Annotated in this window: 27 protein-coding genes and 1 riboswitch; of the genes, 9 read left to right on the top strand and 18 right to left on the bottom strand. The window is 71.6% G+C overall.

Annotated elements, in window-relative coordinates; all coding sequences use genetic code 11:
- On the top strand, positions 1–807 hold an 807-nt coding region (locus VKN16_15765), incomplete at its 5' end, for an SDR family NAD(P)-dependent oxidoreductase (GenBank protein HME95664.1).
- A gap of 14 nt (positions 808–821) precedes the next feature.
- Positions 822–2,018, top strand: coding sequence for a CoA transferase (locus VKN16_15760; GenBank protein HME95663.1), 1,197 nt, complete (start codon positions 822–824; stop codon positions 2,016–2,018).
- A gap of 271 nt (positions 2,019–2,289) precedes the next feature.
- On the opposite strand, the gene VKN16_15755 is transcribed toward VKN16_15760, so the two are convergent.
- From VKN16_15755 to VKN16_15735, 5 genes are all read right to left on the bottom strand, one after another.
- Entirely contained in the window at positions 2,290–2,952 is a 663-nt protein-coding gene (locus tag VKN16_15755) for a carbonic anhydrase (GenBank protein HME95662.1), read from the bottom strand.
- 214 nt (positions 2,953–3,166) lie between these two features.
- The gene (locus VKN16_15750; GenBank protein HME95661.1) at positions 3,167–3,601 is read right to left on the bottom strand and encodes a VOC family protein; all 435 of its coding nucleotides are present in this window, start codon (positions 3,599–3,601) and stop codon (positions 3,167–3,169) included.
- A 66-nt stretch (positions 3,602–3,667) separates the two neighbouring features.
- Entirely contained in the window at positions 3,668–4,471 is an 804-nt protein-coding gene (locus tag VKN16_15745) for a sugar phosphate isomerase/epimerase (GenBank protein ID HME95660.1), read from the bottom strand.
- Positions 4,468–5,490 carry an LLM class flavin-dependent oxidoreductase gene (locus tag VKN16_15740; GenBank protein ID HME95659.1) on the bottom strand — a complete coding sequence of 341 codons (1,023 nt, stop codon included), beginning with the start codon at positions 5,488–5,490 and terminating at the stop codon, positions 4,468–4,470. The genes VKN16_15745 and VKN16_15740 overlap by 4 nt, the downstream gene beginning before the upstream one ends.
- A 61-nt stretch (positions 5,491–5,551) precedes the next feature.
- Positions 5,552–7,132 (bottom strand): acyl--CoA ligase family protein, encoded by a 1,581-nt coding sequence (locus VKN16_15735; protein HME95658.1) that lies wholly within the window; start codon positions 7,130–7,132, stop codon positions 5,552–5,554.
- A 97-nt stretch (positions 7,133–7,229) separates the two neighbouring features.
- Here VKN16_15735 and VKN16_15730 point away from each other — a divergent pair, with 97 nt between their 5' ends.
- Together VKN16_15730 and VKN16_15725 are read left to right on the top strand one after the other, a co-directional pair.
- Positions 7,230–8,774, top strand: coding sequence for a carboxyl transferase domain-containing protein (locus tag VKN16_15730; protein HME95657.1), 1,545 nt, complete (start codon positions 7,230–7,232; stop codon positions 8,772–8,774).
- 11 nt (positions 8,775–8,785) lie between these two features.
- A complete protein-coding gene (locus VKN16_15725; GenBank protein ID HME95656.1) occupies positions 8,786–9,523 on the top strand; it encodes a sulfite exporter TauE/SafE family protein in 738 nt (245 codons plus the stop codon).
- Between the two features lie 69 nt (positions 9,524–9,592).
- Here VKN16_15725 and VKN16_15720 read toward each other — a convergent pair whose 3' ends face one another.
- The 6 genes from VKN16_15720 to VKN16_15695 form a co-directional block, all read right to left on the bottom strand.
- Positions 9,593–10,009: a pyridoxamine 5'-phosphate oxidase family protein gene (locus VKN16_15720; GenBank protein ID HME95655.1), complete on the bottom strand. Its 417-nt coding sequence runs from the start codon at positions 10,007–10,009 to the stop codon at positions 9,593–9,595.
- A gap of 85 nt (positions 10,010–10,094) precedes the next feature.
- Positions 10,095–11,696, bottom strand: a complete 1,602-nt coding sequence (locus VKN16_15715) for an ABC transporter substrate-binding protein (GenBank protein HME95654.1) — start codon at positions 11,694–11,696, stop codon at positions 10,095–10,097.
- A gap of 27 nt (positions 11,697–11,723) precedes the next feature.
- Positions 11,724–12,563 (bottom strand): ABC transporter permease, encoded by an 840-nt coding sequence (locus VKN16_15710; GenBank protein ID HME95653.1) that lies wholly within the window; start codon positions 12,561–12,563, stop codon positions 11,724–11,726.
- On the bottom strand, positions 12,560–13,522 hold the full coding sequence (locus VKN16_15705) for an ABC transporter permease (protein ID HME95652.1): 963 nt from the start codon (positions 13,520–13,522) through the stop codon (positions 12,560–12,562). The genes VKN16_15710 and VKN16_15705 overlap by 4 nt, the downstream gene beginning before the upstream one ends.
- Before the next feature lie 62 nt (positions 13,523–13,584).
- A complete protein-coding gene (locus tag VKN16_15700; GenBank protein HME95651.1) occupies positions 13,585–14,007 on the bottom strand; it encodes a nuclear transport factor 2 family protein in 423 nt (140 codons plus the stop codon).
- 37 nt (positions 14,008–14,044) lie between these two features.
- Positions 14,045–15,295 (bottom strand): ATP-grasp domain-containing protein, encoded by a 1,251-nt coding sequence (locus VKN16_15695; GenBank protein HME95650.1) that lies wholly within the window; start codon positions 15,293–15,295, stop codon positions 14,045–14,047.
- 106 nt (positions 15,296–15,401) lie between these two features.
- On the opposite strand from VKN16_15695, the gene VKN16_15690 reads away from it, so the two are divergent.
- Both VKN16_15690 and VKN16_15685 read left to right on the top strand, forming a co-directional pair.
- On the top strand, positions 15,402–16,343 hold the full coding sequence (locus VKN16_15690) for an LLM class flavin-dependent oxidoreductase (protein HME95649.1): 942 nt from the start codon (positions 15,402–15,404) through the stop codon (positions 16,341–16,343).
- Positions 16,344–16,354: 11 nt separating this feature from the next.
- Positions 16,355–17,083, top strand: a complete 729-nt coding sequence (locus tag VKN16_15685) for a TerC family protein (protein HME95648.1) — start codon at positions 16,355–16,357, stop codon at positions 17,081–17,083.
- Here VKN16_15685 and VKN16_15680 read toward each other — a convergent pair.
- Positions 17,080–18,147, bottom strand: a complete 1,068-nt coding sequence (locus VKN16_15680) for an AI-2E family transporter (GenBank protein ID HME95647.1) — start codon at positions 18,145–18,147, stop codon at positions 17,080–17,082. The two genes, VKN16_15685 and VKN16_15680, sit on opposite strands and share 4 nt — an antisense overlap.
- A complete protein-coding gene (locus tag VKN16_15675; protein HME95646.1) occupies positions 18,144–18,857 on the bottom strand; it encodes a hypothetical protein in 714 nt (237 codons plus the stop codon). The genes VKN16_15680 and VKN16_15675 overlap by 4 nt, the downstream gene beginning before the upstream one ends.
- Before the next feature lie 166 nt (positions 18,858–19,023).
- Positions 19,024–19,104, top strand: a riboswitch (cyclic di-GMP riboswitch).
- Between the two features lie 66 nt (positions 19,105–19,170).
- Here VKN16_15675 and VKN16_15670 point away from each other — a divergent pair.
- A complete protein-coding gene (locus VKN16_15670; GenBank protein HME95645.1) occupies positions 19,171–19,872 on the top strand; it encodes a hypothetical protein in 702 nt (233 codons plus the stop codon).
- A 78-nt stretch (positions 19,873–19,950) separates the two neighbouring features.
- Here VKN16_15670 and pepE read toward each other — a convergent pair whose 3' ends face one another.
- Together pepE and VKN16_15660 are read right to left on the bottom strand one after the other, a co-directional pair.
- Entirely contained in the window at positions 19,951–20,646 is a 696-nt protein-coding gene (pepE, locus tag VKN16_15665; protein HME95644.1) for a dipeptidase PepE, read from the bottom strand.
- A 6-nt stretch (positions 20,647–20,652) separates the two neighbouring features.
- Positions 20,653–21,441 carry an HAD-IIA family hydrolase gene (locus VKN16_15660; GenBank protein ID HME95643.1) on the bottom strand — a complete coding sequence of 263 codons (789 nt, stop codon included), beginning with the start codon at positions 21,439–21,441 and terminating at the stop codon, positions 20,653–20,655.
- Between the two features lie 110 nt (positions 21,442–21,551).
- On the opposite strand from VKN16_15660, the gene VKN16_15655 reads away from it, so the two are divergent.
- The gene (locus tag VKN16_15655; GenBank protein ID HME95642.1) at positions 21,552–22,202 is read left to right on the top strand and encodes a hypothetical protein; all 651 of its coding nucleotides are present in this window, start codon (positions 21,552–21,554) and stop codon (positions 22,200–22,202) included.
- Here the strand turns inward: VKN16_15655 and VKN16_15650 are convergent.
- From VKN16_15650 to VKN16_15640, 3 genes are read right to left on the bottom strand one after another with little or no spacing between them, the layout of a single operon-like run.
- Positions 22,199–24,004 (bottom strand): tetratricopeptide repeat protein, encoded by a 1,806-nt coding sequence (locus tag VKN16_15650; protein ID HME95641.1) that lies wholly within the window; start codon positions 24,002–24,004, stop codon positions 22,199–22,201. The two genes, VKN16_15655 and VKN16_15650, sit on opposite strands and share 4 nt — an antisense overlap.
- Positions 24,001–25,122, bottom strand: a complete 1,122-nt coding sequence (locus VKN16_15645) for a glycosyltransferase (GenBank protein ID HME95640.1) — start codon at positions 25,120–25,122, stop codon at positions 24,001–24,003. The genes VKN16_15650 and VKN16_15645 overlap by 4 nt, the downstream gene beginning before the upstream one ends.
- Positions 25,123–25,126: 4 nt before the next feature.
- Positions 25,127–25,753, bottom strand: a complete 627-nt coding sequence (locus VKN16_15640) for a cupin domain-containing protein (GenBank protein HME95639.1) — start codon at positions 25,751–25,753, stop codon at positions 25,127–25,129.
- Positions 25,754–25,810: 57 nt separating this feature from the next.
- On the opposite strand from VKN16_15640, the gene VKN16_15635 reads away from it, so the two are divergent.
- Entirely contained in the window at positions 25,811–26,665 is an 855-nt protein-coding gene (locus VKN16_15635; protein HME95638.1) for an EamA family transporter, read from the top strand.
- Positions 26,666–26,692: the final 27 nt, after the last annotated feature.

Genomic DNA, 26,692 nt, shown 5'->3' with positions numbered 1-26,692 from the left:
AAGGTCGCGATCGTCACCGGTTCGGGACGCGGCATCGGACAGCAGGTGGCGCTGCGGCTGGCCCGCGATGGGGCCGCGGTGGTGGTGAATGACCTCGACGACGGGCCGGCCCGGGACACCATCGGGCTCATCGAGAAGCTCGGCGGGCGGGCCGTCGCCTGCAACGGTGATGTCACCGCCAAGGACTTCGGCGAGCGGATCGTGGCCACGGCCGTGCAGCAGCTCGGCGGGCTGCACGTCATCGTGAACAACGCCGGCTACACGTGGGACAACGTCATCCAGAAGATGACCGACGAGCAGTGGTACGCGATCATGGACGTCCACGTGACCGCGCCGTTCCGCATCCTGCGCGCCTTCGCCCCGTATCTACGCGCCCAGTTCGAGACCGAGTCGAAACGGGGTGAACGAGTCGTTCGAAAAGTCGTGCAGATCTCCTCGACGTCTGGAGTGCGGGGCAACGCGGGCCAGGTCAACTATTCCTCCGCGAAGGCGGCGGTGACCGGCATGACCCGCACGCTCGCCCGGGAGTGGGGCCGCTACGCGGTCACCGTGAACTGCGTGGCCTTCGGCTACATCCAGACGCGGCTCACCAAGCCGCTGGCCGAGGGCGAGGCCGGCACCATCGAGGTGGCCGGCCGGCAGGTGAAGGTCGGCGTGCAGGGCACGCGCATCGCGGCCATGAACCAGACCATCCCGCTCGGCCGCGGCGGCTTCCCGGAAGAAGCGGCCGGCGCGATCTACCTCTTCTGCAGCCCGGACAGCGACTTCGTCAGCGGCCAGACGCTCGTCGTCACCGGCGGCGCCTAGCGAGCCTCCGCCCCGTGTCCGGACCGCTCAGCGGCGTCCGCGTGGTGGACTGCACGACGGTCGTGCTCGGCCCCTGGGCCGCGCAGCAGCTGGGCGACCTGGGCGCCGACGTGATCAAGGTGGAGCCCCCCGAGGGCGACACCACCCGGCAGCTCGGCCCCATGAAGAACCCGAACATGGGCGCCTTCTTCCTGGCGTGCAACCGCAACAAGCGCTCGATCGTGCTCGACCTCAAGCAGGAGGCCGCGCGCGAGGTGCTGCGGCGGCTGGCCCGCGACGCCGACGTGTTGCTGCACAACTACCGGCCGCAGGCGGCGCGCCGGCTCGGCATGTCGTACGAGATTTTTCAAGCGGTCAATCCGGGGCTGGTCTACGTGGGCACCTACGGCTTTCGCGCCACCGGTCCCTACGGCGACAAGCCGGCCTATGACGACATCATCCAGGCCGCCTCGGGAGTCGCGTCGCTCCAGGCCTCGATCATCGGGGAGCCGCGCTACGTGCCGACGATCGTGGCCGACAAGTCGAGCAGCATGACCGTGCTGGCCGCGGTGCTCGCCGCGCTCTACCACAAGGCGCGCACCGGCGAGGGCCAGGAGGTCGAGGTGCCGATGTTCGAGTCGATGGCCGCGTGGGTGATGGTCGAGCACCTCTACGGGGAGACGTTCACCCCGCCCGCCGACACCATCGGCTACAAGCGCATCCTCAATCCGAACCGGCGGCCGTTCAAGACCAAGGACGGCTACCTCGCGATCCTCCCCTACACCGACCAGAACTGGCGCGACTTCTTCCAGCTGACCGGCCGCCAGGACCTGATGGACGACCCGCGCTACAAGACGCTCGGCACCCGTCTGCGACACATCGAGGGCCTCTACGCGGAGGTCGCGACCATGGCGGTGACCCGCACCAACGCGGAGTGGCTCACCGCGCTCGACAAGCTGAACGTCCCGGCGATGACCGTCAACACGCTGGAGTCCCTGCTGCACGACCCCCACCTGGAAGCGGTCGGCTTCTGGCAGCACGTCGTCCACCCGACCGAGGGCCCGATGCGCCTGCCCGGCCTGCCCGCCACCTACGGCAAGACCCCGGGCGCGATTCGCCGCCTGCCGCCGCGACTGGGCGAGCACAGCGAGGAGATTCTGCGCGAGGCCGGCTTCGACGCGGAGCGGATCGCGGCACTGGTGAAGTCCGGCGCCGCGCGCGCGGCGCGCTGAGCCGTCGACAGTCGCCCGCTCAGCTGCCGCCGTCCCCCAAGCGCAGTCGCCTCGGCCTCCTATGTGCCGGGCCGCGCATGTCCCGCGCGACCAGCGGGCCTCGTTCTTTACATCGCGTCGAGACGCTCGCAGTTGCGCATGAGGCGCGTGCGCGCCCGTGTCGCGTGGACCGGGACGAATCGCATCATCCGGATGGAGCAGGGCTCTGGGATGTCCCTCGACGGCGCCACACTGCCGGCTGCCACCCCGTCCGCACGGAGGGCGGTCCTGGTCACCCCCGTCGGGCTCGCCCTCGCTCCCCCCGCCCGGTCGAAGCCGGGACGCCGTCGAAGAAGTCCACCACGCCGGTCTCCAGCGAGTACTCCGCGCCGACCACCATCAGGCCGTCGTCCTGGATGAGGCGCTCCAGCAGCTCCGAGCCGTGGCGCAGGTGATCGACCGAGGCGCGGACGTTGGCGCGGACCGCGTCGCGCATGAGGCGCTCGGGATCCGCGCCCCGATGAGCCGCCAGCACCGTCTCGACCGAGGGGCGTACGCGGTCCACGATGGCGCGCAGGTTGCGCGACTGCCGGCCGCCCCGTCCCTGCAGATCCTCCAGCGCGGCCGTCACCACCCCGCACTGGGAGTGGCCCATCACCACCACGAGCCGCGTCCCGAAGCGCGATGCGGCGAACTCCACGCTGCCGACCTGGGAAGGCGCGACGATGTTGCCGCCCACCCGGATGACGAACAGGTCGCCGAAGCCCTGGTCGAAGACCAGCTCGGCGGGCACGCGTGAGTCCGAGCAGCCCAGGATGATCGCGAAGGGCTCCTGTCCCGAGACCAGCTCGGCGCGCCGCGACGGGTTCGAGAAGGACGAGGCGACCGCCCGGTCCGAGGTGAAGCGCCGGTTCCCGTCACGCAGCCGGGCCAGCGCGGGGGCGGCCTTCAGCATCGACACCGGCCGCCGCTCAGGGCAGCACCGAGGCGCGTGGCCGCGAGCGCCTCGCCGGCCACGTCCTCGGCCGGGCGCTTCCACGCCGCGGGATCGGGCGGTGTCACCTTCGTGCCAGCCACCATGCCTCCTCTTCCGAGGCTGAATGCGCGTCCGTGAACATCGTGCTTCTCGTCTCGGCGGTCGGCGCCGGCGCCGGATCCGGTGCTAGCCGCTAGCCCCATTCCGACAGTTCCACGGTGATGCCCTCCGGCCCGGAAAGGAAGACCAGCTTTCGGTCATGGAAGTACATGACCTCGTTCCGAAGCGGCACGCCCTTGGGTTTCAGCCTGGCCACCTCGGCCTCCAGGTTGTCGACGGCGAAGCAGACGTGGTTGAACCCCAGCCTGGTGAGGTTGGCAATGGCCGGGTCGATGAGCGGATCCGGGTGGTGGTACTTCAGCAACTGCACCTCGGTTCGCGGCGACACATCGGCAAGGACGAGTGTGACGTGTTCGGCCTCGATGTCCTCCACGCCCATGTAGGCGGAGAACTGTGGCCCCTTGATCACCACCGACTTGTCTTCCTTGAACCCCAGGAGGCCGAAGAACTGCTTGGCGGCGTCGATGTCTCTGACCACGACGGTGACGTGGTCGAAGTGCTTGATCATGGCGCCTGCTCCTTTGGTCGAGAATGCGCCGTTGGCGGCGGCATCGCGCGGCTCGAGCCCGGTGGGCTACCGCAGCACCGCGCGGGTGGCCGCGAGCGCCTCCCGGGCCACGTCCTCGGCCGGGCGCTTCCACGCGGCGGGATTGGGCGCCTCGTAGCTCGCGTAGCCGGTGTAGCCCTTGCGCTGGAAGGCGGCGAAGAACTCCTTGAAGGGCACGCTCCCCTGACCCGGCGGCAGGCGGTCCAGCGCCTTGCCCGGCTCCAGCCCGGTGCGCGGCACGTCGCTGTACTGCACGTAGGCGATCTCCTCGGGGCGCACGTCGTCGATGTCGCGCGGCGAGGCGCCGGTGCGGCCGAGGTGATAGGTGTCGAGCAGGAGGCCCGTGCTCGGATGGGCGGCGCGGGCCATGACCTCGCGCATCGGGCCCAGCGCGTTCAGCTGCTCGCACTGCGAGTTGAACTCGACGGCCAGGCGCACGCCGTGCTCGCGCGCGATGTCGCCGACTTCCCGGATGCTGCGGGCCGCCTCGGCCACGTCGCCACGGCCGCGGTCCACCGGGCTCATGATCGTCGCACAGTCGAGGGCCTTCGCGCGCGACGCCTGCTCGGCGAACACGCGCAGGAGACGCGCCCGCTCCTCGCCGCCGGCCCAGACCCAGCCCAGCTCGACGCCCACGCAGGCCACCGGCAGCCCGGAGGCGCGCACCAGCGCTAGCACCTGCTCGGCGGACTGCCCGGCCTGGGCGGCCCGCTCGAAGTCGAGCCGGCGCAGCTCGACGGCGTCCCAGCCCGTCTTCTTGATCACGCCGAGCGCGTCGGCGAGCGGCGTGGTGTCGAGCGTCCACGTATGCAGCGACAGCCTCATGGTCATGGGGTCGTCTCCGTGTCGCCGGGCAGGTCGAACGCCTCGGCCAGCAGCTCGTAGGAGCGCAGGCGCGCCTTGAAGTCGTGGGTGATGGTGACGACGATCAGCTCGTCGGCCTCGTAGTCGGCGGCCATCGCGAGGAGGCGCTCGCGCACCTGCTCGGGCGTCCCCACCACGCTGCGCCGGCTCGCGTGCTGGGCGATCGCCACCTCCTGGGCATTGTAAGGGTAGCGCTCCGCCTCCTCCACCGACGGGTACGGCCCCGGCCGGCCGGTGTACAGGCGCACGATGAACAGATCGCGGCTGCGCGCGAGCCGGCGCGCCTGCTCCTCGGTCTCCGCGCAGACCGCGAACACGGCCACGCTGCTGCGCGGGGCGGCCAGATCGGGCGAGGCGCAGAAGCGCCAGCGGTAGGCGCGCGTGACCTCGGCCCCGCCCTGCTCGTTGATGAAGTGCGCGAAGCAGAAGGCCTGGCCCAGATGGGCGGCGAGCAACGCGCTCTCGTCGCTCGAGCCGAGCAGCCAGACCTCCGGCACGCTCGGCCCCGCGGGCATGGCGTGCACGCCGCGCCATGGGTGATTGGCGGGCAGATCGTCGTGGAGGAAGGCCACCACGTCCTGGATCTGCTGCGGATAGTGCTCGATGCCCTGCCCGCCGACCCCGTGGCGCAGGATGCGCGCGGTCCGCTGATCGCTGCCCGGCGCGCGGCCGATGCCGAGGTCGATGCGGCCCGGGTGGAGCGTCTCCAGCATGCGGAACTGCTCGGCCACCTTCAGCGCGCTGTAGTGCGGCAGCATCACGCCGCCCGATCCCACCCGGAGGCGGCTCGTGATCGCCGCCACCTGCGCGATCAGCACCTCGGGGCTGGCGCCGGCCAGGCCGGGAGTGGAGTGATGCTCGGCCAGCCAGTAGCGGTGGTAGCCCCAGCGGTCGGCGGCACGCGCGAGCTCGAGCGTCTCGTGGACCGCGTCGGCGGGGGTGCCGCCGCTGCGGACGGGGGATTGGTCGAGGAGGCCGATGCGCATTCGGCGGCCCCTCACCCTGCCCTCTCCCCGGAGGGGAGAGGGAGAAGCGCGCGAGGAGGCATCAATTGATCCGCTTGGTCTTGCCCTTCCACTCCCGGTCGCGCAGCACGAACTTCTGGATCTTGCCCGTCGAGGTCTTGGGCAGGTCGCCGAACTCGACCGCGGCCGGCGCCTTGAAGCCCGCGATGTGCTGCTTGCAGAACTCGATGATCTCCGGCTCGGTCGCGCGCTGCCCGGGCTTCAGGGTCACGAAGGCCTTGGGCCGCTCGCCCCATTTTTCATCCGGGATCGCCACGACTGCGCACTCCATCACCGCGGGGTGCCGGGCCACGCACTGCTCCACCTCGATGGTGGAGATGTTCTCGCCCCCCGAGATGATGATGTCCTTCTTGCGGTCGCGCAGCTCGATGTAGCCGTCGGGATGCCAGACCCCGATGTCGCCGGAGTGGAACCAGCCGCCGCGGAAGGCCTCCGCGGTGGCCTCCGGCTGCTCGTAGTAGCCCTTGGCCACGTTGTTGCCGACCATGATCACCTCGCCGAGCGTCTCGCCGTCCTGCGGCACGTCGTTCATGTGCTCGTCCACCACGCGAACCAGGTCGAAGAGCGCGTAGCCCTGTCCCTGCCGGGCGGCGAGACGGGCCTGCTCCTCCGCGGGGAGCCGGTCCCAGTCCGCGTTCCAGCCGCACACGGTGTGCGGCCCGTAGGTCTCGGTGAGCCCGTAGACGTGCACCGGCCTGAAGCCCAGCTCCTTCAGCTTGCCCAGCAGCGTGGGCGAGGGCGGCGCGCCGGCCACCGTCACCGTCACCGGGCGAGCCAGCTTGTGCGCCTTCGGGTCGTTCACCACCCCGATCTGCACGGTGGGCGCGCCGTTGTAGTGGGTGACGCCCTCGCGGTCGAGCAGGTCCCAGATGCGCCCGGGCTCGACCCTCCGGAGACAGACGTGCGTCCCCGCCACCGCGGTCACCGCCCACGTGAAGCACCAGCCGTTGCAGTGAAACATCGGCAGCGTCCAGAGGTACTTCGTGTCGAACGACATCGCGGTCTCGACGAGCTCGCCCAGCGCGTTCACCCACACTCCCCGGTGCGAGTACATGACGCCCTTGGGCCGGCCGGTCGTCCCCGACGTGTAGTTGATCGAGATGGTCTCGCCCTCGTCCTCGAGCCAGCTCTCGACTTGCTCGGGGGAGCCGCCGGCCAGGAAGTCCTCGTAGGGATCGCCGGGCGCGCCGGTGTCGTCCACGCGCACGACCCGCACCCCCGGCAGATCGAGCGGCTTCACCAGGCCCGCGAACTCGGCGTCCACGAACAAGAACTTCGCGCCGGAGTGCTGGAGGATGTAGCCGATCTCGTCGGAGGAGAGCCGGATGTTGATCGCCACCAGGATGCCGCCGGCCGCGGGCACGCCGTAGTGGGCCTCGAGCATGGGCGGGGTGTTCGGGCAGATGAACGCGACCCGATCCTGCTTCTGCAGCCCGGCCGCGCGCAGTGACGAGGCGAGCCGGTTCACCCGTTCGGAGAATTGCCGGTACGTGTACCGCCGCTCGCCGTGCACGACCGCCGTCTTGTCGGGGAAGACGTAGGCGCTGCGGACGAGGAAGCTCACGGGCGTGAGCTCGGTGCGGTAGACCTTGTGATGCTTCATCGAAGGTGCCCTCCGGATCGGCGTGGATGAAACGCGCTCCCGCAGTGTACCCAAGCGGGTCCGGATTGGCGAGGCCCTGCTACAATGCGGGGGCTCCATGGCCTGGGACGATCGGATGAAGGACTTCCACGCCCGTCGCGCGCACGCGCGCGGCATGGGAGGCCCCGAGCGGCTCGCGCGGCGCCGGGCCGCGGGCGCGCTGAACGCGCGCGAGCGCGTCGAGCGCCTGTTGGACTCCGGTTCATTCCTCGAAATTGGCACGTTCAACACCTCCGACGTGCCGGGCATGGAAGCCGAGACGCCGGCCGACTCCAAGGTCGGCGGCTTCGGCCGCATCGACGGCCGACCGGTGGTCGTCTGCTCCAACGACTTCACGGTCCTCGCCGCCACCTCGAGCCGCGTGGCCTCGCACAAGGAGGCCGAGCTCAAGCGGCTGGCCGCGCGCCGCGGCCTGCCCATCGTCTACCTGGCCGAGGCCGGCGGCGCGCGCATGCCCGACATCATGGGCTCGGCCGGCATCGCCTCGTTCGGCACCTCGACCTACTACGGGACGCGCCGGCGGCGGGTGCCGATGGTGACCGCGGTGCTCGGGCAGTCCTACGGGCTGCCGACCTGGAACGCCTGCCTCTCCGACGTGGTGGTGATGCTGGACGGCGCCTCGATGGCGGTGTCCGGCCCGCGCGTGCTCGAGCTGGCCACCGGCGAGCAGATCTCGCCCGAGGAGCTGGGCGGCGCCCGGATGCACGCCGAGGAGACCGGCTTCGCCGATCTGGTCGGCAAGACTGAAGACGAATGCCTGGACCTCGTGAAGCGCGTGCTCTCGTACCTGCCCTCGCACCACCGGCAGGCGCCGCCCACCGCGGAGGTGCCCGCCGCGTCGGGGGCCGAGATGGGCACCATCGCGGACCTGGTGCCGGAGGCGCGCAACCGTGCCTACGACATGACGCGCGTCCTGCGTCGACTCGCCGACGGCGGCGAGATCTTCCAGATCAAGGAGCGCTTCGGCAAGAGCGTGATCACCGCGCTGGCCCGCATGGGCGGCCACGTGGTGGGCTTCGTGGCCAGCCAGCCCATCCAGAAGGGCGGCGCCTGCGACGCCGACGGCTGCGACAAGGCCACCTCGTTCATCGTGCTCTGCGACTCGTTCAACATCCCGCTCGTGTTCCTGCACGACATCCCCGGCTTCTTCATCGGCCGCGACGCCGAGCGGAAGCGGGTGGCCGGCAAGATCATCACCTGGATGGACGCCCTCGGCATGGTCACGGTGCCGCGCGTGTCGATCATCGTGCGCAAGACGTACGGCCAGGCCTACTTCAACATGGGCGGCGGCGGGTACGCCGACCTCCTGGTGGCGTGGCCGACCGCCGAGATGTCGTTCATGGACCCGGCCACCGGGGTGAACGTCGTCCACGGCGCCGAGCTGGCCCGCCTCCCCGGCGAGGAGCGCGCGGCGCGCCGGCAGGAGCTGCTCGCCCAGTGGGAGCTGGACACGCTGCCCTACGGCGCGGCCGCGCGCCACCTGATCCAGGACGTGATCGACCCCGCGGACACGCGCGACGTGGTGGTCCGCTTCCTCGCCCAGTCGCGCGCACGCACCGCCATCGGCCGCCACCGCCTCGCCGGCTGGCCCACCACGTTCTAGGCGCGCGCTCGTTGTCGCTCGCCCTGCTGTCACCCGCGTGGCTGCTGGGCGCCCTCGTCATCGGGGTGGCCTGCTTCGTCCAGGGACTGGCCGGCTTCGGCATCGGCCTGGTCTCGCTCGCGTTCCTGCCCTACCTCATGTCGCCCGCGCACGCCATCGTGCTGATCACGCTCTACGCGGCGGTCTTCACCGTGATCATCTTCATCCCGCTGCGGAGAGATTTCGTGCTGCGCGGCATGATCGAGCTGACCATCGGCACCGTGCTGGCCACGCCGTTCGGGATCTGGGTCCTGGCGGTCCTCTCGCCCGCTACGCTCACGCGCCTGATCGGACTGGTCCTGCTGCTGATCGTGGCGCTCGAGTGGTTCGGCCTCTACCCGCAGGGCCTCTCCGGTCGCGGGTGGGGCTTCGGCGCGGGCGGCGTGGCGGGGCTGCTGGGCGGGGCGATCGGCACGCCGGGCCCGGCGGTGATCCTCTACGCGGCGGCGCAGGACTGGAGCCCGCGCACCGTGAAGGCCAACATCCAGGCGTTCCTCATCGTCAACCAGACCGTCATCGTGATCGGCTACTGGTGGGCGGGGCTGCTCGATCGTGAAGTCTGGCGGCTCTCGACGCTGTACGCGGTGCCCGCGGTGGCCGGGCTCGCGGCGGGCATGCTGCTCTTCGACCGCCTCGACCGCGCGCGCTTCCGTCGCGTGGTCTTCGCGGTCCTCTTCCTCTCGGGCCTGGTGCTGCTGCTCCGCGGCTGAGCGGGGTCCTCGGGGCGGTCGGCCGGCTCGCCGCTCAGGCGCTCGATGACCGCGCGCATGCCGCGGGCGTCAGTCGAGCCCCCAGGTGCGCACCTGCCGGGGCACCACGCGCCACATCACGCGATTGGCCGGCATCGTGCGGCCGCCCCAGTACTCCGCGAGGTGCGGATGGTACTTGTCGAGCATGCGAGTGGCCAGCTCGCGGCGCTCGGGCGAATCGCCGAGGAACTCGGCGCGCCCGCGGATGGCGACCCCTTTGATCTCGGCGCCGCGCGTGCCGCTCTCGGCGACGATGTGCAGCCGCGGATCGCGCCTCAGATTGTGGACCTTCCGCAGGTTGTCCACGCTGATCAGCGTCATCGCGGTCGAATCGTGCAGAAACCACATCGCGGTGAGGAGCGGGCTGCCGTCGGGATTGATGGTGCCGAGCACCACGATCTCCTTGCCGGCCAGGTACTGCTGGACGCGGGGATCGGCGAGCTTCATCGCGGGCACCTCCGGGCTCGAGCTTCCGCGGGCCCCTCACCCTGCCCTCTCCCCGGAGGGGAGAGGGAGAGGGGGCGGCGTCGGGTCACTGGGCGATCCAGACCTTCATGAACGTGTTGTTGTCGTAGGTCGTGAGCCCGGGCTTGTAATTGCGGAGCTTCTTGTCCTTGAAGAACCACCCCTCGACCCAGCCCACCGCGATCGAGGCGTGATCGCCCCGGGCGAGCAGGTAGCGCTGCAGCTCCCAGTAGGCCTGCTTGCGCTTGTCGCGGTTGGTCTCCTTCAGCGCCCGCTCCGCCATCTCGTCGACCTTGGGATCGGAATACTGGCCGTAATTGCTCCCCGCCTCGGTGGTGTAGGCGATGTGGAAGACGCCCGACGGCTCGTTGATGTCCATCGCGCGGTCCTGGCTGGCGATGATGGTGAAGTCCCCCTTGCCGAAGGCGGCGTAGCCCGCCGCGCTCTCGTGGGTCTTCATCGTCCCGCGGATCCCGATCTTCCGCAGCTGCGCGATCACGAGCTGGCCGCGATCGACGTAGTTGCCGACCTGTCGCACCGCGACCTCCACGTCGAGGCCGCCCGGGTAGTGCTTCTCCACCAGCTTCCTGGCCTCGGCGAGATCGGCGTCCTTGGGCTGGCGGCAGCCCGGGGCCTTGGCCACCTCGTCCAGCGGCAGCGCGAAGTCGCCCACCAGCTTCGGGTCGAGGATCGCGCACGGCACCCCCGCGCCCTCCAGCGCCTTGGACACCAGGTCCTGCCGGTCGATGGCCAGGTTGACCGCCCGGCGCATGTCCGGGTTGTCGAAGGGCGGCTTCCTGGCGTTGAGGTAGACGAAGAACACCGTGTTGATCGGCGCCTGGTAGATGTCGACGTCGGTGCGGGCGCGGGCCAGCTCGTCGGCCTGGGTCTTCCGCATCGGCGGCCACGCGTCCCACAGCATGATCTTGGACGCCTTGGCCGCGGCCAGCTGGGTCGGCCCGCCCACCAGGATGAACTGCTTGACCCCGTCGAGGTAGGGCAGCCCCGGGATGAAGTAGCTCGGGTTCTTCTCCCACTCGATCACGCTGCCCCGCTCGTACTTCTTGAACTTGAACGGGCCGGTGCCGATCTGGGCCTCCGGGGCGTTGAGGTCGCCGTACTTGGCGAGGATGTGCTTGGCCGCCACCCGGCACCACGCCGACGCGACCGAGGGCAGGAAGGGCGCCGCCGCGAACTTGAGCTTGAACTCGACGGTGCTCGGATCCACCGCCTCCACGCTCGCCACCATCGGCTTGAGCGCGGCCCCGCACTTGGGGCTCTTGAACTGCGGGTTCAGCACGCGGTCGAACGAGGCCTTGACGTCGGCCGAGCTGAAGGGCTGGCCGTCGTGCCACGTCACGTTCTTCCGCAGGTGGAAGGTGTAGGTCTTGCCGTCCGGGGACGCCGTCCACCGCTCGGCCAGGTCGCCGATGATCTTGCTCGGCTCGTCGGGGTCGTACTGCAGCAATCCGCTGTAGACGCCCGCGGTCGCCTGCTGGACGACCAGCGGCGACTCGGCGTGCACGTCGAGGCGGCCGGGATCGCCGTAGTCGAACCAGTTGAGAATGCCGCCGGTGCGCGGCTTCTCCTGCGCGTGCGCCGGCATACCGCCGATGGCGAGCAGCGCGGCCACGAGGACCGCGAGGCGAGTGCGTCTCGAGAGGCTCATGCGTATCGCTCCTTTGGGGTCTCCGGGCTATCCCAGCCCGCCGCGGAGACGCGGGTCCGTCAGGTCGCGGATCGAATCGCCCAGCAGGTTGAGGCCGAACACGGCCAGGCTGATGGCCAGTCCGGGGAAGAATACCATCCAGGGCGCGGTTTCCAGCGCCTGGATACCGGCCGCCAGCATGCCGCCCCACGACGGCTCGTCGGGCGGCGCGCCCGCGCCGATGAAGCTCAGCGAGGCCTCCACCACGATGGCGTACGAGATGTTGGTGGTGACGAGCACGATGTAGCTGGCCAGACAGTTCGGGATCAGGTGCCGGCACACGATGCGTGCGCGCGAGGCGCCGGCCGCCTCGGCGGCCTCGATGAACGGGGTGGCCGCGATCCCGAGCGCGACCGAACGGATCGTCCGCGCCGCGGTCGGGGTGAGCAGGATCACCAGGGCGAGGATGACGTTGTTGACCGACTGGCCGAGGGCCGCCATCAGCGACAGGGCCAGGATGATCGGCGGCAGGGCCATGAGACAGTCCACCACTCGCTGGCTGCCGATGTCGGCGGCGCCGCCCACGTACCCGGTCACCGCGCCCCACACCGCGCCCAGCGTGATGCCGAAGAGCACCGAGGCCACGCCGACGTAGAGCGAGAGGCGCGCGCCCCAGATCACGCGGCTCAGCATGTCGCGGCCCACCTGATCCGTGCCCATCGGAAACTCGCGGCTCGGCGCGACGTAGGGCGCGAAGCCGGTCTCCTTCGGCCCGTGGGGAGCGAGCACCGGCGCGAGCACCGCCACCGCGATCAACACGAGCACCACCACCGCGCCCGCCGCTCCGAGCGGCTGGGTCACGACGAAGCGCGCGACCGCGCCCCTCACGCGTACCGGATGCGCGGGTCGAGCCACGCGTAGAGGAGGTCCACCACCAGGTTCACGATGAGGAACACCAGCGCCATCACGAAGACCATGGCCTGCACGGTCGGGTAGTCGCGCTGGCTGACCGCCTGGATGAGGGCGCTGCCCATCCCGGGAACCACGAAGATGATCTCCATGATCACGAGCCCGCCCAGGAGCCGGCCGCCCCACCATCCGATGAACGTGATCACCGGCAGCAGCGAGTTGCGCAGGGCGTGCCGATAGACCACCGCGCGCTCGGCCAGCCCTTTGGCCCGCGCGGTGCGCACGTAGTCCTGGCGCACCACCTCGAGCATCTGCGATCGAGTGAGGCGCGTGATCGGCGCGCTGATGTAGTAGGCCTGGGCCAGGGCGGGCCAGATGAGCTGCTTGAGGTTCTCGATCGGGCTCTCGGTGAACGAGACGAACTCGAGTGGCGGCAGCCAGCGAAAGAAGCGCACGAGGCCGTACAGGATCAGCGCCCCCGTGAAGAAGAGGGGCAAGCTCAGCCCGCTCAGGCTGACCAGCCGCGCCAGGTAGTCGAGCGGCCGGTTCTGCCGCACCGCCGAGACCACCCCGAGCGGCACCGCCCACACCATCGCGATCACCAGGGTCAGCAGCGCGAGCTCCATCGAGCGCGGGAACCGCTCCTTCAAGATGTCGACGACCGGCCGGCGCTGCAGGTAGGACTGCCCGAAGTCGCCCCGCACCGCCCCCGCGATCCAGTCCAGATACTGGCTGACGATCGGGCGGTCCAGCCCCAGCTCCTGGCGGATCTGCTGGATCTGCCGCTGCTGCACCGCGCTCGACTCCGAGCCGGTCTGGTAGACGAGGATCTCCGCGATGTCGCCGGGCACGAGCCGCAGCAGGACGAAGATCAGGATCGAGGCGCCCAGCAGCGTGGGCAGGAAGAGGAGGAGCCGGCGCAGGACGTAGACCGACACGGATCAGGCCGGGCGCGCCGACGTGCCGGCCCGCGTCTCGGCGGAGGCCTCGCGCGGCCCCCTCACAGCCGGTGTCGGCGGATGGTCTTGGCCATCGCCTCCGGGCTGAAGCCGAGCTGGAGCAAGGCCGCGCCCAGATCGAAGGACTCGCGGTACGCGGCGATCTTGCCGTCGCGCTTCTCGAAGAGGCTCATGCCGCGGAAGCGCACCGGGCGGCCCGCGCTGCGGGGAATCGCGTCGCTCACCGTGTAGGCGAACGTCCACTCCGCGCCCGCGCCGGTCTCGGTCTCCACGATCGTCTCCATGGTCCAGCGGTAGTCGCGGCCCTCGCGGAACATGCGCTCGAACATCGCCCGCAGCTGATCGCCGCCCGCGTGGCCGCCGAAGAAGGTGTCGTGATAGGACCCGTCCGGCGTGAAGCACGCGACCAGGGCCGCGACGTCCTGCTTGTTGAAGGCCCGCTCGAACTCGCGCACGATGCTCATGGCCGTCTCCCGAACGACGCCGGCCGGCGAACCCGGCTCAGCGGATCACGAACTGCAGGTGGCGGTGGGCCTCGCGCAGGGCCGCCTCCGCCTGCCCCGGCGTGGCCGCGCGCGAGAAGATGAAGCCGAGATAGCGTGACCCCTCGGGCAGCGGCACGACCTCCTGTCCCTTGTGGAGCGAGATGGTGAGGTCTTCGATGGCCGCGACCGCGCGCGCCTCGTCGAGCCCGCGCACCTCCTCGAGCACGCCCCCGCGCGGGATCGGGATCATCATCACCGCGGCGGCGGCGGGCTGGCGCTCGAACAACGTCACCGGCCGGTCGAGGGCGGCCCTCAAGATAAGTTCCTCGAGCGACATGCCGGTGCCGAAGCGGAGCGTCCGCCCGCACAGCCCGCCGATCGAGCGCGCCGCGACCTCCAGCACCACCGGCTCGACCCCGCCCGCGGTCGGCCGCAGGCGCAGCTCGGCGTGCACCGCGCCGTCGGAGAGCCCGAGGGCGCGCGCGGCCCGCGCGGTCACGTCCACGATCGCGCGCTGGACCGGGTCGGGGTGCCGGGACGGGGTCACGTAGATCGTCTCCTCGAAGAAGGGTCCGTCGAGGGGATCCGGCTTGTCGAACAGCGCGAGGGCGCGAAGGACGCCGCGCTCGAGCAATCCTTCGAGGGCGACCTCGACGCCGGGGACGAACGATTCGACCAGGATCTCGTCGGTGCCCGCGCCCAGATCGGCCACGTCCGGCGCGCGCAGGATGGCCGCGAGTCGCGCGAAGGCGGCCACGAACGCGTCCTCGTCGTCGGCCCGGATCACCCCGCGGCTCGCCGAGAGCACCAGCGGCTTGAGCACACACGGGTACGCGACGCGACGGGCCGCCGCGCGCGGATCGTCGTCCACCGAGACCAGCGTGAACGCGGGCGACGGCACCCCCCCTCCGGCCAGCCGCTCGCGCATCACCCGCTTGTTGCGCGTGGCCTGCGCGGCGGCCAGCGGGTTCACCCGCAGGCCGAGCGCCTCGCCGATCGCGGAGGCGACCACGGTGGTCGCGTCGTCCACCGGCACCACCGCGTCGATGGGCCGGCGCGCCGCGTAGCCGCGCATCTCCCGGGCCGCCGCGGCGGGATCGCGGAAGGGCAGCGTGAGCAGATGATCCGGGAACTCGCCCGACATGACGTTGGGCCGATCGGAGGCGATCACCAGATCGACGTCCAGCGTCCGGGCCGCCTCGACGAAGTCCTCGGTCCGATACGTGGTGGTGGGAATCAGGAGCAACAAGCGCTGGAAGTGCCCCATGGCCGCGGCGGACCCGAGTTTATCACGCCGCCCACCGCCCGCAGTTTGGTATACATGAGAACCCGGCTCCCGTCCGGGATCCCGCAGCGGCGAGGAGGCGATCACCATGCGCGTCGGCGTCATGATCGAGGGGCAGGAAGGGCTCACCTGGGAGCGCTGGCTCCGGCTGATCGACGCGGCCGAGGACATGGGCTACGAGTCGCTCTGCCGATCGGATCACCTCACGAGCCTCGCGGGCGATTCGAAGCGTCCCTCGCTCGAGACGTGGACGTCGCTGACGCTGGTGGCGGTGCGCACCCGACGCATCCGCTTCGGTCCGATGGTCTCGCCGGTCACGTTCTACCAGCCCGCGCTGCTCGCCAAGATGGCGGTGTCGCTCGACACCCTGTCCAACGGCCGCATGGACCTGGGCATCGGCGGAGGCTGGAACGAGCCCGAGCACGCGACCTTCGGCATTCCGCTGCCCCCGGTGAAGGAGCGGCTCGATCGACTGGAGGCGGCCGCGCGTTACATCCGCGCGCTCGGGGTGGGCGAGCCGGTCACCCTCGACCAGCCCTACTACGGCCTGCGCAAGGCCGAGAACTATCCCCTGCCCACCTACGGCCGGCTGCGCGTGGTGGTCGGCGGACGCGGCGAGAAGCGGACCCTGCGCATCGCGGCCGAGTTCGCGGACGAGTGGAACGTCACGCGGGTGGACCCGGACGGCTTCCGCCAGAAGCGCGAGGTGCTGGCCCAGCATTGCGCGGCGGTGCGCCGAGACCCCGAGACCATCGCCCGCTCGCTGATGATCCCGCTCGCGATCGGGCGCGATCGGCCGGACGTGGCCCGCCGCATCGCGGCCGCGCGGGCCATCTTCCCCCAGGTGCCCGCCGACGACGAGGCGTGGCGCAAGGCGAGCTTCCTGGCCGGCACCCCCGGCGAGGTGGTGGAGAGCCTCGAGCAGTGGGAGGCGGCCGGGGTGCAGCGCGTGCTCCTGCAGATGCTCGACCAGGAGGACCTGGCCGCGCTGGAGCTGTTCGCCCGTCACGTGCTGCCGCACGTCAAGTAGGCGGCGGCGCGATGGGGGTCTTCCTCACCGCCGACGGCCTGCTCGCACTCGCCACGCTGTCCGCCATGGAGATCGTCCTCGGCATCGACAACGTGGTGTTCATCGCGATCCTGGTCGGTCGTCTCCCCGAGGCCCAGCGCGAGGTCGCGAGGCGCCTCGGGCTGATCCTGGCCCTGGGCATCCGCATCGGGCTGCTCTTCACGATCTCGTGGATGATGAGCCTGACCGAGCCGCTCTTCACCGCGTTCGGCGGCGCGGTGTCCGGGCGCGATCTGATCCTGCTCGGCGGCGGCCTCTTCCTGATCTTCAAGGCCACCTGGGAGGTCTACGAGAAGGTCGAGGCGGATCCGCACGAGCAGGCCGCCGCGGCCGTCCGCGGCGTGTTCGTGTGGGTGCTCCTGCAGATCCTGCTCCTCGACATCGTGTTCTCGCTCGACTCGGTGATCACCGCGGTCGGGATGGCGAACGACCTGTCCATCATGATCACCGCGATGGTGATCGCGATGCTCGTCATGCTGGCCTCCGCGCGGACGGTCAGCCGCTTCATCGACCAGCATCCGAGCCTGAAGATCCTGGCCCTCGCGTTCCTGCTGCTGATCGGGGTGATGCTGGTGGCCGAGGGGATGGGCACCCACGTGAACAAGGGCTACATCTACTTCGCGATGGCCTTTTCGCTGCTGGTCGAGCTGCTGAACATGCGCTACCGGCGCGGCCGGCGGCCGGCGCGCGCGCGGCACTAGGTTCCCGCGCGCGCCTCCACCGCGAGACGGGCCAGCACCAGGGTCAGGGAGACCAGCACCGGCCCGACCACGAGCCCGATCGGGCCGAACGCGCTGACCCCGCCGAGCACGCCCAGGAACACCGGGAGCGTCGAGATCTGGGCGCGCCCGGAGATGAAGAGTGGGCGGAGGACGTTGTCGGCGCTCGACACCACCACCACGCCCCACCCGGCCAGGAAGAGAGCCGCGATCCACCGCCCTTGCAGGAACAGCACCGCGACGGCGGGCACCCACACCAGCGGGGTGCCGACGAGCGGGATGAGCGCGCCGACCGCGGCGAGCGCGCCGAACACCAGGGGCGAGGTCAGGCCCACCAGAGCGAAGCCGGCGGCTACCAGCACGCCCTGCACGAGGGCGGTCAGCAGGGAGCCGAAGACCACCGCGCGAATGACCGCGCCCACGTGCTCCACCAGGTGGTCGCGCCGCTCGGGGGCCAGCGGGATCAGCCCGACCGCGGTTCTCACGATGGCGTCACCGTCGCGCAGGAAGAAGAAGAGCAGGAACAGCGTGACCGCCAGCCCCACCATCGCGTTGAGCGCCCCGACCACGAACGAGCCGCTCAGGAGCACCATCTTCTGCAGCAGGCCCTGCACGCCGCTCATCAGCCAGTCCTGGATCTGGTCGGCGCTCACCGGGGCCCTCCGGGCGGCCCAGTCGATGGCCCGGGTCACGATCGGAATATTGAACACGTCGCCCGGATCCGAGATCCCGGCCTGGGCCACCAGGGCCTGGACGCGGCCGAACAGGTCGCGGGCCTGGCTCGCGAAAGCCAGGCTCAGCAGCGGCGCGGGGGCGATCAGCACGATCGCGGTCGCGACCGTGAGGCCGACCGCGCTGAGCGCGACGCGTCCGCGCGCGCGGCGAACCAGGATCCGGTGGAGCGGCGAGAGCAGGAAGGCCAGCAGCATCGACCAGAGGGTCGGCTCGAGGAACGGCCGCACGATGAGGAACAACGCGCCGCCGAGCAGCGCCGCGGTCGCCAGCGCGAACACGCGCGAGTAGAACCGGTCGTCGCGCGCATTCATCGCCGGCTGCCGAGCTGGCGCAGCGAGATCCCGTGCAGCACCCAGGCCAGCGGCACCAGGAACGCGGGCAGCCAGATGTAGGGCGCGCTCCCGATGAAGGTCGTGGGGGGATCGGTCGCGATCATCCGGAACGGCGTCGGGGCGGAGAGCTGCGCGTGCACCACCACGTTCAGCAGGATGAGGATGCCCGCCACGTTCCACCACACCGCCACCCGCTCCGGCCACGCGCGGCGAACGAAGCAGTAGTAGGCCACCACCGGCGCGGTCAGTCCGACCAGGATGTCCACGTTGCGCCCGGTGAAGGTCATGATCTCGGGCGCCACCCCCGCCACCGCGAGCCGCCACAGCACGATCTCCACGACGATGCGAAAGCTCTGCGCGGCGACCGGCCACGCGCGCGGCAGCGCGTCCAGCCACGGCCGGGCCGCGGGCGAGAAGACGAGCGCGAGCATGGCCAGCAGCGGCGGCCCGATGGCCAGCAGCATGTGCGGTGGCAGCGACCGGAAGTCGACGAAGAACTCGCGCTCGGCCATCGCCACCATGAGGGCGAGCCAGCCTACCAGCCCCACCGCGGCCAGCCGCACGCCGCGGCGCGCGGCCGGTCCGACGCGGCGCGCGGCCCGCGCCGCGCCGGCCAGCCCCACGATGAGCATCGCGGCCACGACGGCGACGAACAGCGCGGTGATTCCAGCGGGCGCGGTCGGCAGCATCGCGGCATGGATAGCACATCTCGCGCGCGAACGCGGCATGAACACGCGCGTCAGGCCCATGACACCGGTCCCGGCGGGCGCGCGCTATGTGCCGATTCTCGCTCGACCGCGCCCCGCCGCGGGGGCTGGCACCGCGATTGCTCCATCTCCGCCCCGCGGAGCCTCTTCCCGACAACGGCAAACCCGTCGTGAGACGGGGACGCAAAGCCACGGATCAGGGAGTGCCCCTGACGGCCGGGCTACCGAAGGAAGGCGCTCGAAGCGCTCACCGCCCTCGTCGGGATCTCAACGCTCCGCACACAGGAGGATCCTGATGAGAAAGATGCTGTCCCGCTTCGTCGTCCGTCGGCTCGCGGCCCTCGCCCTCATTCTCTTTGCGCCGGTTCCCGCCGCGGCAGACGACGCCATCATGGGCATGGATCAGTACAAGACGAGCAAGGCCCGCACCCTCGCCACCACGCACGAGTCACAGCTCAAGCAGATGCGCGAGGAGATCTACTACTGCATGCCGTGGGTCGGCGTGCAGAAGGCGGGCATCGGCTTCCGCCAGCCGCGGTTCGCGGTGGAGGACGATCGCTACCTCTCGGTCTGGATCGTGATCGACCAGGACGAGGACGCGCGCTTCTCGGCGTTGCCGCCGGAGCGGCGCGCCTCCGCGATGTTCTCCCGCTACGGCACCGACCTGCTGCGTCGCATGACCTCGATCCAGCCGGTCGTGGCCGATCCCAACGTGTACGGCTTCTCGGTGGTGCTCTCCTGGCTCAAGCCGGGCACCGGCAAGGCGGCCCAGCCGGTCAACGAGACGCTCGCCCTGTTCGCCGACAAGCAGACCACGCTGGGCTTCCTCGGCAAGCGGGTGAGCGGCCCCGAGTTCCTCCGTCGTGCCAAGTTCGCGGTCTTCGACGGCACGACCGAACTGGGCCGGCTGCCGATCGAGGTCTGGGAGGATTCCTTCGTGAAGACGTTCAAGGTCGCCAACTACGAGGCCCCCAAGGGCCAGAGGTGCTCGGGCTAGTCCCCGGTACGAACCCAGGCCGCTCGGAAGGGCCCGACGCGAGAGCCGATGAAGCCGACGGGTCCTTCCGGGTGGCCGCTAGGTGACGGGAAGACGGTCGCCGGCCCGGTACCACACCGGGTCGGCGGCCGGCCGGAACAGCTTCACCCGCGCGGTACCGTGCGCGGTCACCGCCCCGTCGGCCGCCACCACCCACGCCCCTTCCTCCAGGCCCAGCACCGGATTGCCGTTGACCACGTGATACTCCCGGATGCGGTCGTCGCGCGTCTCGCTGAACGGCGCCATCGCGGGATCGGTCGCCTGGTAGTGGGGATTGATGTTGAAGCCCACCAGCCCGAGCGCGTCGAACCGATCGAGCCCCACCACGTTCCAGTCGTTGGTCGTGAGGATCGTCGGCCCCGCGACGTTGGAGCCGGCGCTCGCGCCCATGTACGGCATCCCCGCGGCCACGCGCGCCCGGATCGCCTCGAGCAAGCCCGCGGCGCGCAGCCGCTGCAGCAGCGCGTAGGTGTTCCCGCCGCCCATGAAGAGCGCCTCCACGTCGGCCAGGGTCGCGAGCGGCTCGTCGTTCCAGCGCAGGTGGACGAGGTCCAGCCCCGCGCCCTCGGGCGGGGCGGGCTCGAGCGCGGCCCGGATGCGCTCGAAGTAGACGGTCTCGTCGTGGAGGCTCGCCGCGGTGACGAAGGCGATGCGCCGACGCGGGCCCACGAACTCGGCCAGCGCGGCGCGGCCGACCGGGCCGAGCGGCCCGCCCGAGTGCAGCAGGACGCGCATCCGGCCTCAGCCGAGCAGGCGGCGGAGCTGCGCCATGGACTTCACCACGTAGTGCGCCACCCCGTCGGGTCCGCCCTTCGGAGCGAACAGGACCGCGGTCATGCCGACGCGGCGGGCGCCGCGCACATCGGAATCCACGCTGTCGCCCACCATCGCCGCCTCGTCCACGGACAGCCCCATGCGCTGCAGCGCCAGCTCGAAGAGCGGAGGCTCCGGCTTGCCGATGACGATCGGGCGCGCCCCGGCGGCGGTGGCGACGGCCTCCACGATGGCGCCGCAGCCCGGCAGGAACTGTCCGTCCTCCAGGGGCAGCCGCGCATCGATGTTCGGGGTGACGAACACCGCGCCGCCGGCCACCGCCCGCGCGGCCGCGGTCAGGCGCTCGTAGGTGAAGTCGAAGTCGTTGCCGACCACGACCACCGTCGCCTCCCCGGCGGCCCCGATCGGCACCACGGTGTGGCCGGCCTCCCGCAGCACCTCCGCCAGCTCGGGGCCGCCGATGGCCAGCACCGGGCAGCGGCCCCATCGCTGGGCCACGACCTCGCCCAGGATCTCGAGCGGGGTGAGGACCTCGGCCTCCTTAGCCTCGACGCCCAGGCGCGCGAGCTTGCCCTGCATGGTTCGGGCGCGGGCCCGCGAGTTGTTGGTGAGAAAGCACAGGCTCTTGCCCTGCTGGCGGATGTGGCCGAGGGTCTCGGCGGCGCCGGGCATCAGAACCTCGCCCGTCCAGACGCAGCCGTCCAGGTCGAACACGAAGCCACGCATCTCGCGCAGGGATCGGCGGGTCGGGCTCATGACTGCCGGCCGGATGTTAACACGCGTGCCGCGGGCCCGGCAGCGAAGCCCGGCGGCGCCTGCCGGAAAACTTTGGGCGCGAGCCGGATCGCGCTAGATTTGACGCAGCCATGAGTCGAGGCCGGACGTATACGCTCCGGAACGCGGCCTCCATCGTCTTTGCCCTGACGGCCGTGATCCCGCTGCTGCTGTTCACCTACACGCTCTATTCCCTCGACCTGCTCAAGCTGACCCAGGCCCAGATGGGGCTCGGCACCGCCCTGGCCTGCGCGCTGGTCGGGCTGTTCATCTTCTCGAACCTGATGGGCCGGCTGTCCGAGGTGCTGCGTTATCTCGAGGAGCGGGACGTCTCCGACCAGGTCGGGACCGAGGTCAGCCCGCCCTCCCGCAGCCCGGCGGAGACCGGCTCGCCGGCGCGGCCGCTGGTGGCGGCGGGCGCCAACGGCCCGACGGGGCCGACCTTTCCCGGCGGTCTTCTGGTCCCCGGGCTCGGCACCATCACCGCGGCGAGTCGGGCCGCCTCGGCGGCTCGACAGGCCGCGGGCGTGTTCGACGAGGTGCAGAAGACGATGTGGCACGCCGAGGCGCAGCGTCATCTCGGTCGCCAGGTGCTGATCTCGGTGAAGAACGCGCCGGAGCCGGTGGCCGGCAGCCTGGCCCAGATCGCCGACGACGGCGTGCTGCTCGAGCAGGGCGATCAGCGGGTCGCGGTCAGCTACCTGCGCATCACCAACATCGAGAGCGACCCGGTCGTCGACTAGCGCCCCATCCCGCCCCGCCGGCGCAGCACCGCGCCGAGCGCGAGCCGCGCGCGCGCATCCTCCGGCTGCCGAAGCAAGGCCTCCCGGTACGCGGCTTCCGCCTCTCGCCATCTCCCCTGCCGGGCCAGCAGATCGCCGAGTCGCGAGTGGGCGTCGACGAGATCGGGGTTGACCTCGATCGCGGCGCGATAGGCCGCTTCGGCGTCGGGCGTCTTGCCCTGCCGCTCGAGCGCGGTCCAGAGACCGAAGTGGCACTGCGAGTCGTCCGGCCGGACGGCGAGCCCCTCGCGGAACGCGGCCTCGGCCTCCTCGTAGGCCTCCTGCAGGAGGAGCACGGTGCCCAGGCCCCGGTGCGAGGCGATGCGCTGGGGCTTCACCAGGATGGCCTCGCGGAACGCGGCGACCGCCTCGTCGAGGCGGCCCGTCTCGGTGAGCAACTCGCCCAGGTCGCCCCACGCGCGCGCGTAGTCGGGCTTGAGCCCCACCGCCTCGCGGAAGGCATCCTCGGCCGCCGCGCGCTTGCCTTGCGAGTAGAGCGCCATGCCGAGCCCGCGGTGCAGCGGCGCGCCGTCGGGCTTCAGCTCGAGCGCCTGCCGATATGCCGTCTCCGACTCGGCGTGGCGCCCCTGCCGCCCGAGGCCCAGCGCGAGGTTGGAGCGCGCCACCACGTCGTGGGGATTGAGCCGCACCGCTTCGCGCAGCGCGGCCTCCGCCTCGAGGTGACGGCCCTGTCGGCCCATCGCGATACCCAGCTCGACGTGCAGGTCGGCGTTGGCGGGGTCCAGCGCGACGGCGCGGCGGAACTCGCCCTCGGCGGCGCCGAGCAGCCCCTGCGCCTCGAGGGCCAGGCCCAGGTCGGCGTGCAGGTACGCGTCGTCCGGCCGGATCTGGATCGCTCGCTCGTACACCCGCGCCTCCTCCGACCACTTGCCTTGTCGCCGGTAGATCATCGCGAGCCCGAGATGCGCGTCGATGAGCGCGGGCTCGCGCCGCACCGCCTCCAGCAGGACGGCCTCCGCGTCGCCGTAGCGGCCCTGGCGCTCCAGCACGCGGCCGAGCCGCGCGCGCCATCGGGCCCCGATCGCGTCGAGACGTGCGGCCCGCGAGTAGGCGGCCACCGCCTCGCGATACCGGCGCTGGCGCTCGAGCATCATGCCGAGACGCCCGTGGAAGGCCGGCTCCCTGGGCCGGAGCGCCGAGGCCGCGCGGTACTCCAGTGCCGCTTCGCTCCATCGCCGCTGCCGCCGCAGGGCGAGGGCCCGGTGCAGATGCGCGCGGAGCGAGTGTGGGTCGAGCCGCACCACCTCGCCGAAGGCGGCGGCCGCCTCGGCGTGCCGTCCCTGGATGGCGAGCGCTTCGCCGAGCCCACGACGCGCGACCGCGCTCGACGGGGCGAGACGGATCGCGTCCTCGAACACCGGCACCGCCTCGTCGGCGCGGCCGAGGCGGAGCAGGGTCACCGCGAGCGCGTGATGGGCCTCCGCGCTGGTCGGGGCCAGCCGCGTCGCCTCGCGCGCCGCCTGCTCCTCCTCGGCGCCCTTGCCCTGCCGCCGGCACGCCGCGGCCAGCCGGAGCCACGCCACCGCGTGGTCGCGCTTCCAGCGCACCGCGGCCCGGAAGGCGGCCTCGGCCCTCGCCCACTGGCCCACGCGCTCGAGGACCAGGCCGAGCTTGAAGTGGGCCTTCACGCTGCGAGGCTCCAGCGCCAGCGCCGCGGTCAGCGCGTGCTCGGCGTCCGCGTAGCGCCCTTCCCGGAGCGCGCGGTCGCCGCTCTCGAGGCAGAACGCGAACTCGGAGGTCACGAGTCTCCGCGGATGGCGATCTGGTCGAGGACGAGGTCGACGACGCGCGAGGCCGCGTCGGGGCGACGCAGCCGGCGGAGCGAAGCCTGCATGCGATCGATCGTGTCCGGATCGCCCAGCACCCGGTCCAGGAGCCGACGCAGCTCGCGGCGCGAGCGGGCCACCAGCGCGATGCCCGCCCGCGAGGCGAAGCGCTCGTTGCCCCGCTCCTGGCCGGGCAGCGAGCCGTAGAGCAGCAGCGGCACGCCGGCCGCGGTAGCCTCGGCCAGGGTCATGCCGCCCGCCTTGGTGACCAGCAGGTCCGCGGCCGCCAGCAGCGCGGGAACGTCGTCCACGTAGCCCGTCACGCGCAGGGGACTGCCCGCGGCCAGGCGCGTGAGCCGATCGCGCAGCCCATCGTCGCGACCCGCCACCACCACCGCTTGCATCGGCCGCTCCACCGCCAGCAGCGCGCGGACCACGTCGGTGAGCCGGCCGAGCGAGCCCTGCGTGCCCGCCATCGCCACCACGGTGGGAAGCAGCGGCGCCAGCCCGAGCGCGCGGCGCGCCGTCGCCGGATCGGGCAACCGCGAGAATCCCGCCCGCACCGGCACGCCGGTCACCACCACGCGGTCCGGCGCGATCCCGCGCGCCACGAATTCGTTCCGCACCTCCTCGGCGGCCACGCAGTAGCGATCGACCGGACGCGGCATCCACTGGCTGTGGGCCACGAAGTCGGTCACCGCGGTGGTGTGCGGTGGCACGCGCCGTCCGGACGCGGCGAGCGTGGCCATGGCCGCGGCGGGCGTGGCGTGCACCGTCACCACCGCGTCGGGCCGCATGGTGTCGAGCAGATGGGCCAGCCGGGTCGTGCCGAGCCGGGTCATGCCGAGGGCCAGCGGCGACTCGGGCTCCAGCCGATCGCCGAGCGAGTAGCCGAGCGCCCAGACCCCGGGCGCCCAGCGCAGCAGCCAGTAGTAGAGCGCGCGACTCGCGCTCGCGAAGCCGGGATGAACCAGGTCGCGGAAGTGGTCGACCACCGCCGGCTCGGCGCCCCGCGCCGCGAACGCGGCGGCGAGGCTGCGGGCAGCCTCGGCGTGGCCCGATCCGTAGCTGGCGGAGAGGATGAGGACGCGCATGACGCTAGAGCGCGATCGGCTCGTCCACGAGCACGGTGTAGCGGCGCGGCTTGCCGCGGCCCGCGTCGGCCGGATCCACGTAGAGGATCGAGCTCTGGCCCCGGATCTGCGCGGGCAGCACCGAGAAGCGGATGAAGCTGGTCTCGTCCTCGCGGGCTGCGACCGCGAGCACCGGCTCGCGCCCGCTCTCGAACCAGCACTCACCGGGCCGGACCACGTGCGGCGCGCCGTCGGCCACCGTGACCTCGAGCCGCCCGCGGAGCAGGCACCGGATGCCGCCGCCACGGTGACGATGACGCGGGGCCACGCCGCCCGGCTCGAAGTCGACGCGGTCACAGCGCATGAGCCAGGCGGCGCCGCCCGCGAGATCGAGCGGATGCTCGAGCAGGACGCGGCCGCCCGCGGGCGCCGGGGGCTGCCGCACCACCTCGACGCGATAGAGCCGCGCGCCGTCCGTCCCGGCCCGCGCCTCGTCGTGGCTCGGGCCCAGCGCGGGGACCGGCGCGCCCGCGGCGCCGTCCTGCAGCGTGCCCGCGAGCACGAAGAGCACGCGGGGCACGCCGCGCCGCGGAGCGGGCGGCGACGCGCCCGCGGCGACGCGATCCTCGATGAGGCGCAGCGAGTAGGCCATGAGCGGCCTCCATAGTAATCGCTTGGCCTGGCCGCACGAAACCCCTACCCTGTCCCGGTGACCGCCGCCGCCCTCCTCCTGGTCGTGGGTGCGGCCGTGCTGCACGCCGGCTGGAATGCGCTCGCCAAGCGGGGCGGTGATCCGGTGGTGTTCCTCTGGTGCGTGGGCGTGGTCGCCTCGGTGGCGTACACTCCCATCGCGCTCACCGCGCTCTGGCCGGCGGGCGTGCCGACCGCCGCGGTCCCGTTCGTGCTGGGCACCGTGATCCTGCACGCCGCCTACTTCTTCACTCTCGGCCGCGCCTACGGGTCCGGCGACTTCTCGCTCGTGTACCCGATCGCGCGCGGGCTCGGCGTGGCCCTCGTCCCGCTCGCCGCGCTGGCCCTCTTCGACGAGCGGCTCTCGCCGCTCGGCTCGCTCGGCGTGGTACTGGTGGCCGCCGGGATCTTCGTCCTCCACTGGCGTCCCGGCGGCTGGGGCCGCGCCGCGCTCGGGGGCTCGGGGACCGGGTGGGCCCTCGCCACCGGGGTGCTGATCGCGGCCTACTCGCTGCTGGACAAGGCGGGGGTGGCGCGCATCAGCCCGCTCGCCTACATCTGGCTGATGGAGGTGGGCTCGTGCGCGCTGCTCAGCCCGGTCGCGCTGGCCAAGCGCGGCGTGATGCGCCGCGAGTGGCGGATGAACCGCGGCACGATCGTGGCCGCCGCCCTCATGAGCCCGACCGCCTACCTGCTCGTGCTCTTCGCGTTCCAGCTTTCCAAGACCGGCTACGTGGTCGCGGCCCGGGAGATGTCGATCGTGCTCTCCGCGATCATCGGCAGCGTCTGGATGAGGGAGGGCGCGCTCGGCCGCCGGCTCGCCGGCGCGGGCGTGGTGCTGGCCGGCGTGGCGTGCGTGGCATTCGCGCGATGAGCGCCGCCGACCCTCGCGCGAGGGCGG

The sequence above is a fragment of the Candidatus Methylomirabilota bacterium genome, assembly GCA_035315345.1.
Taxonomy (GTDB): Bacteria; Methylomirabilota; Methylomirabilia; order Rokubacteriales; family CSP1-6; genus CAMLFJ01.
This window is presented reverse-complemented; position numbering and strand designations above follow the sequence as displayed.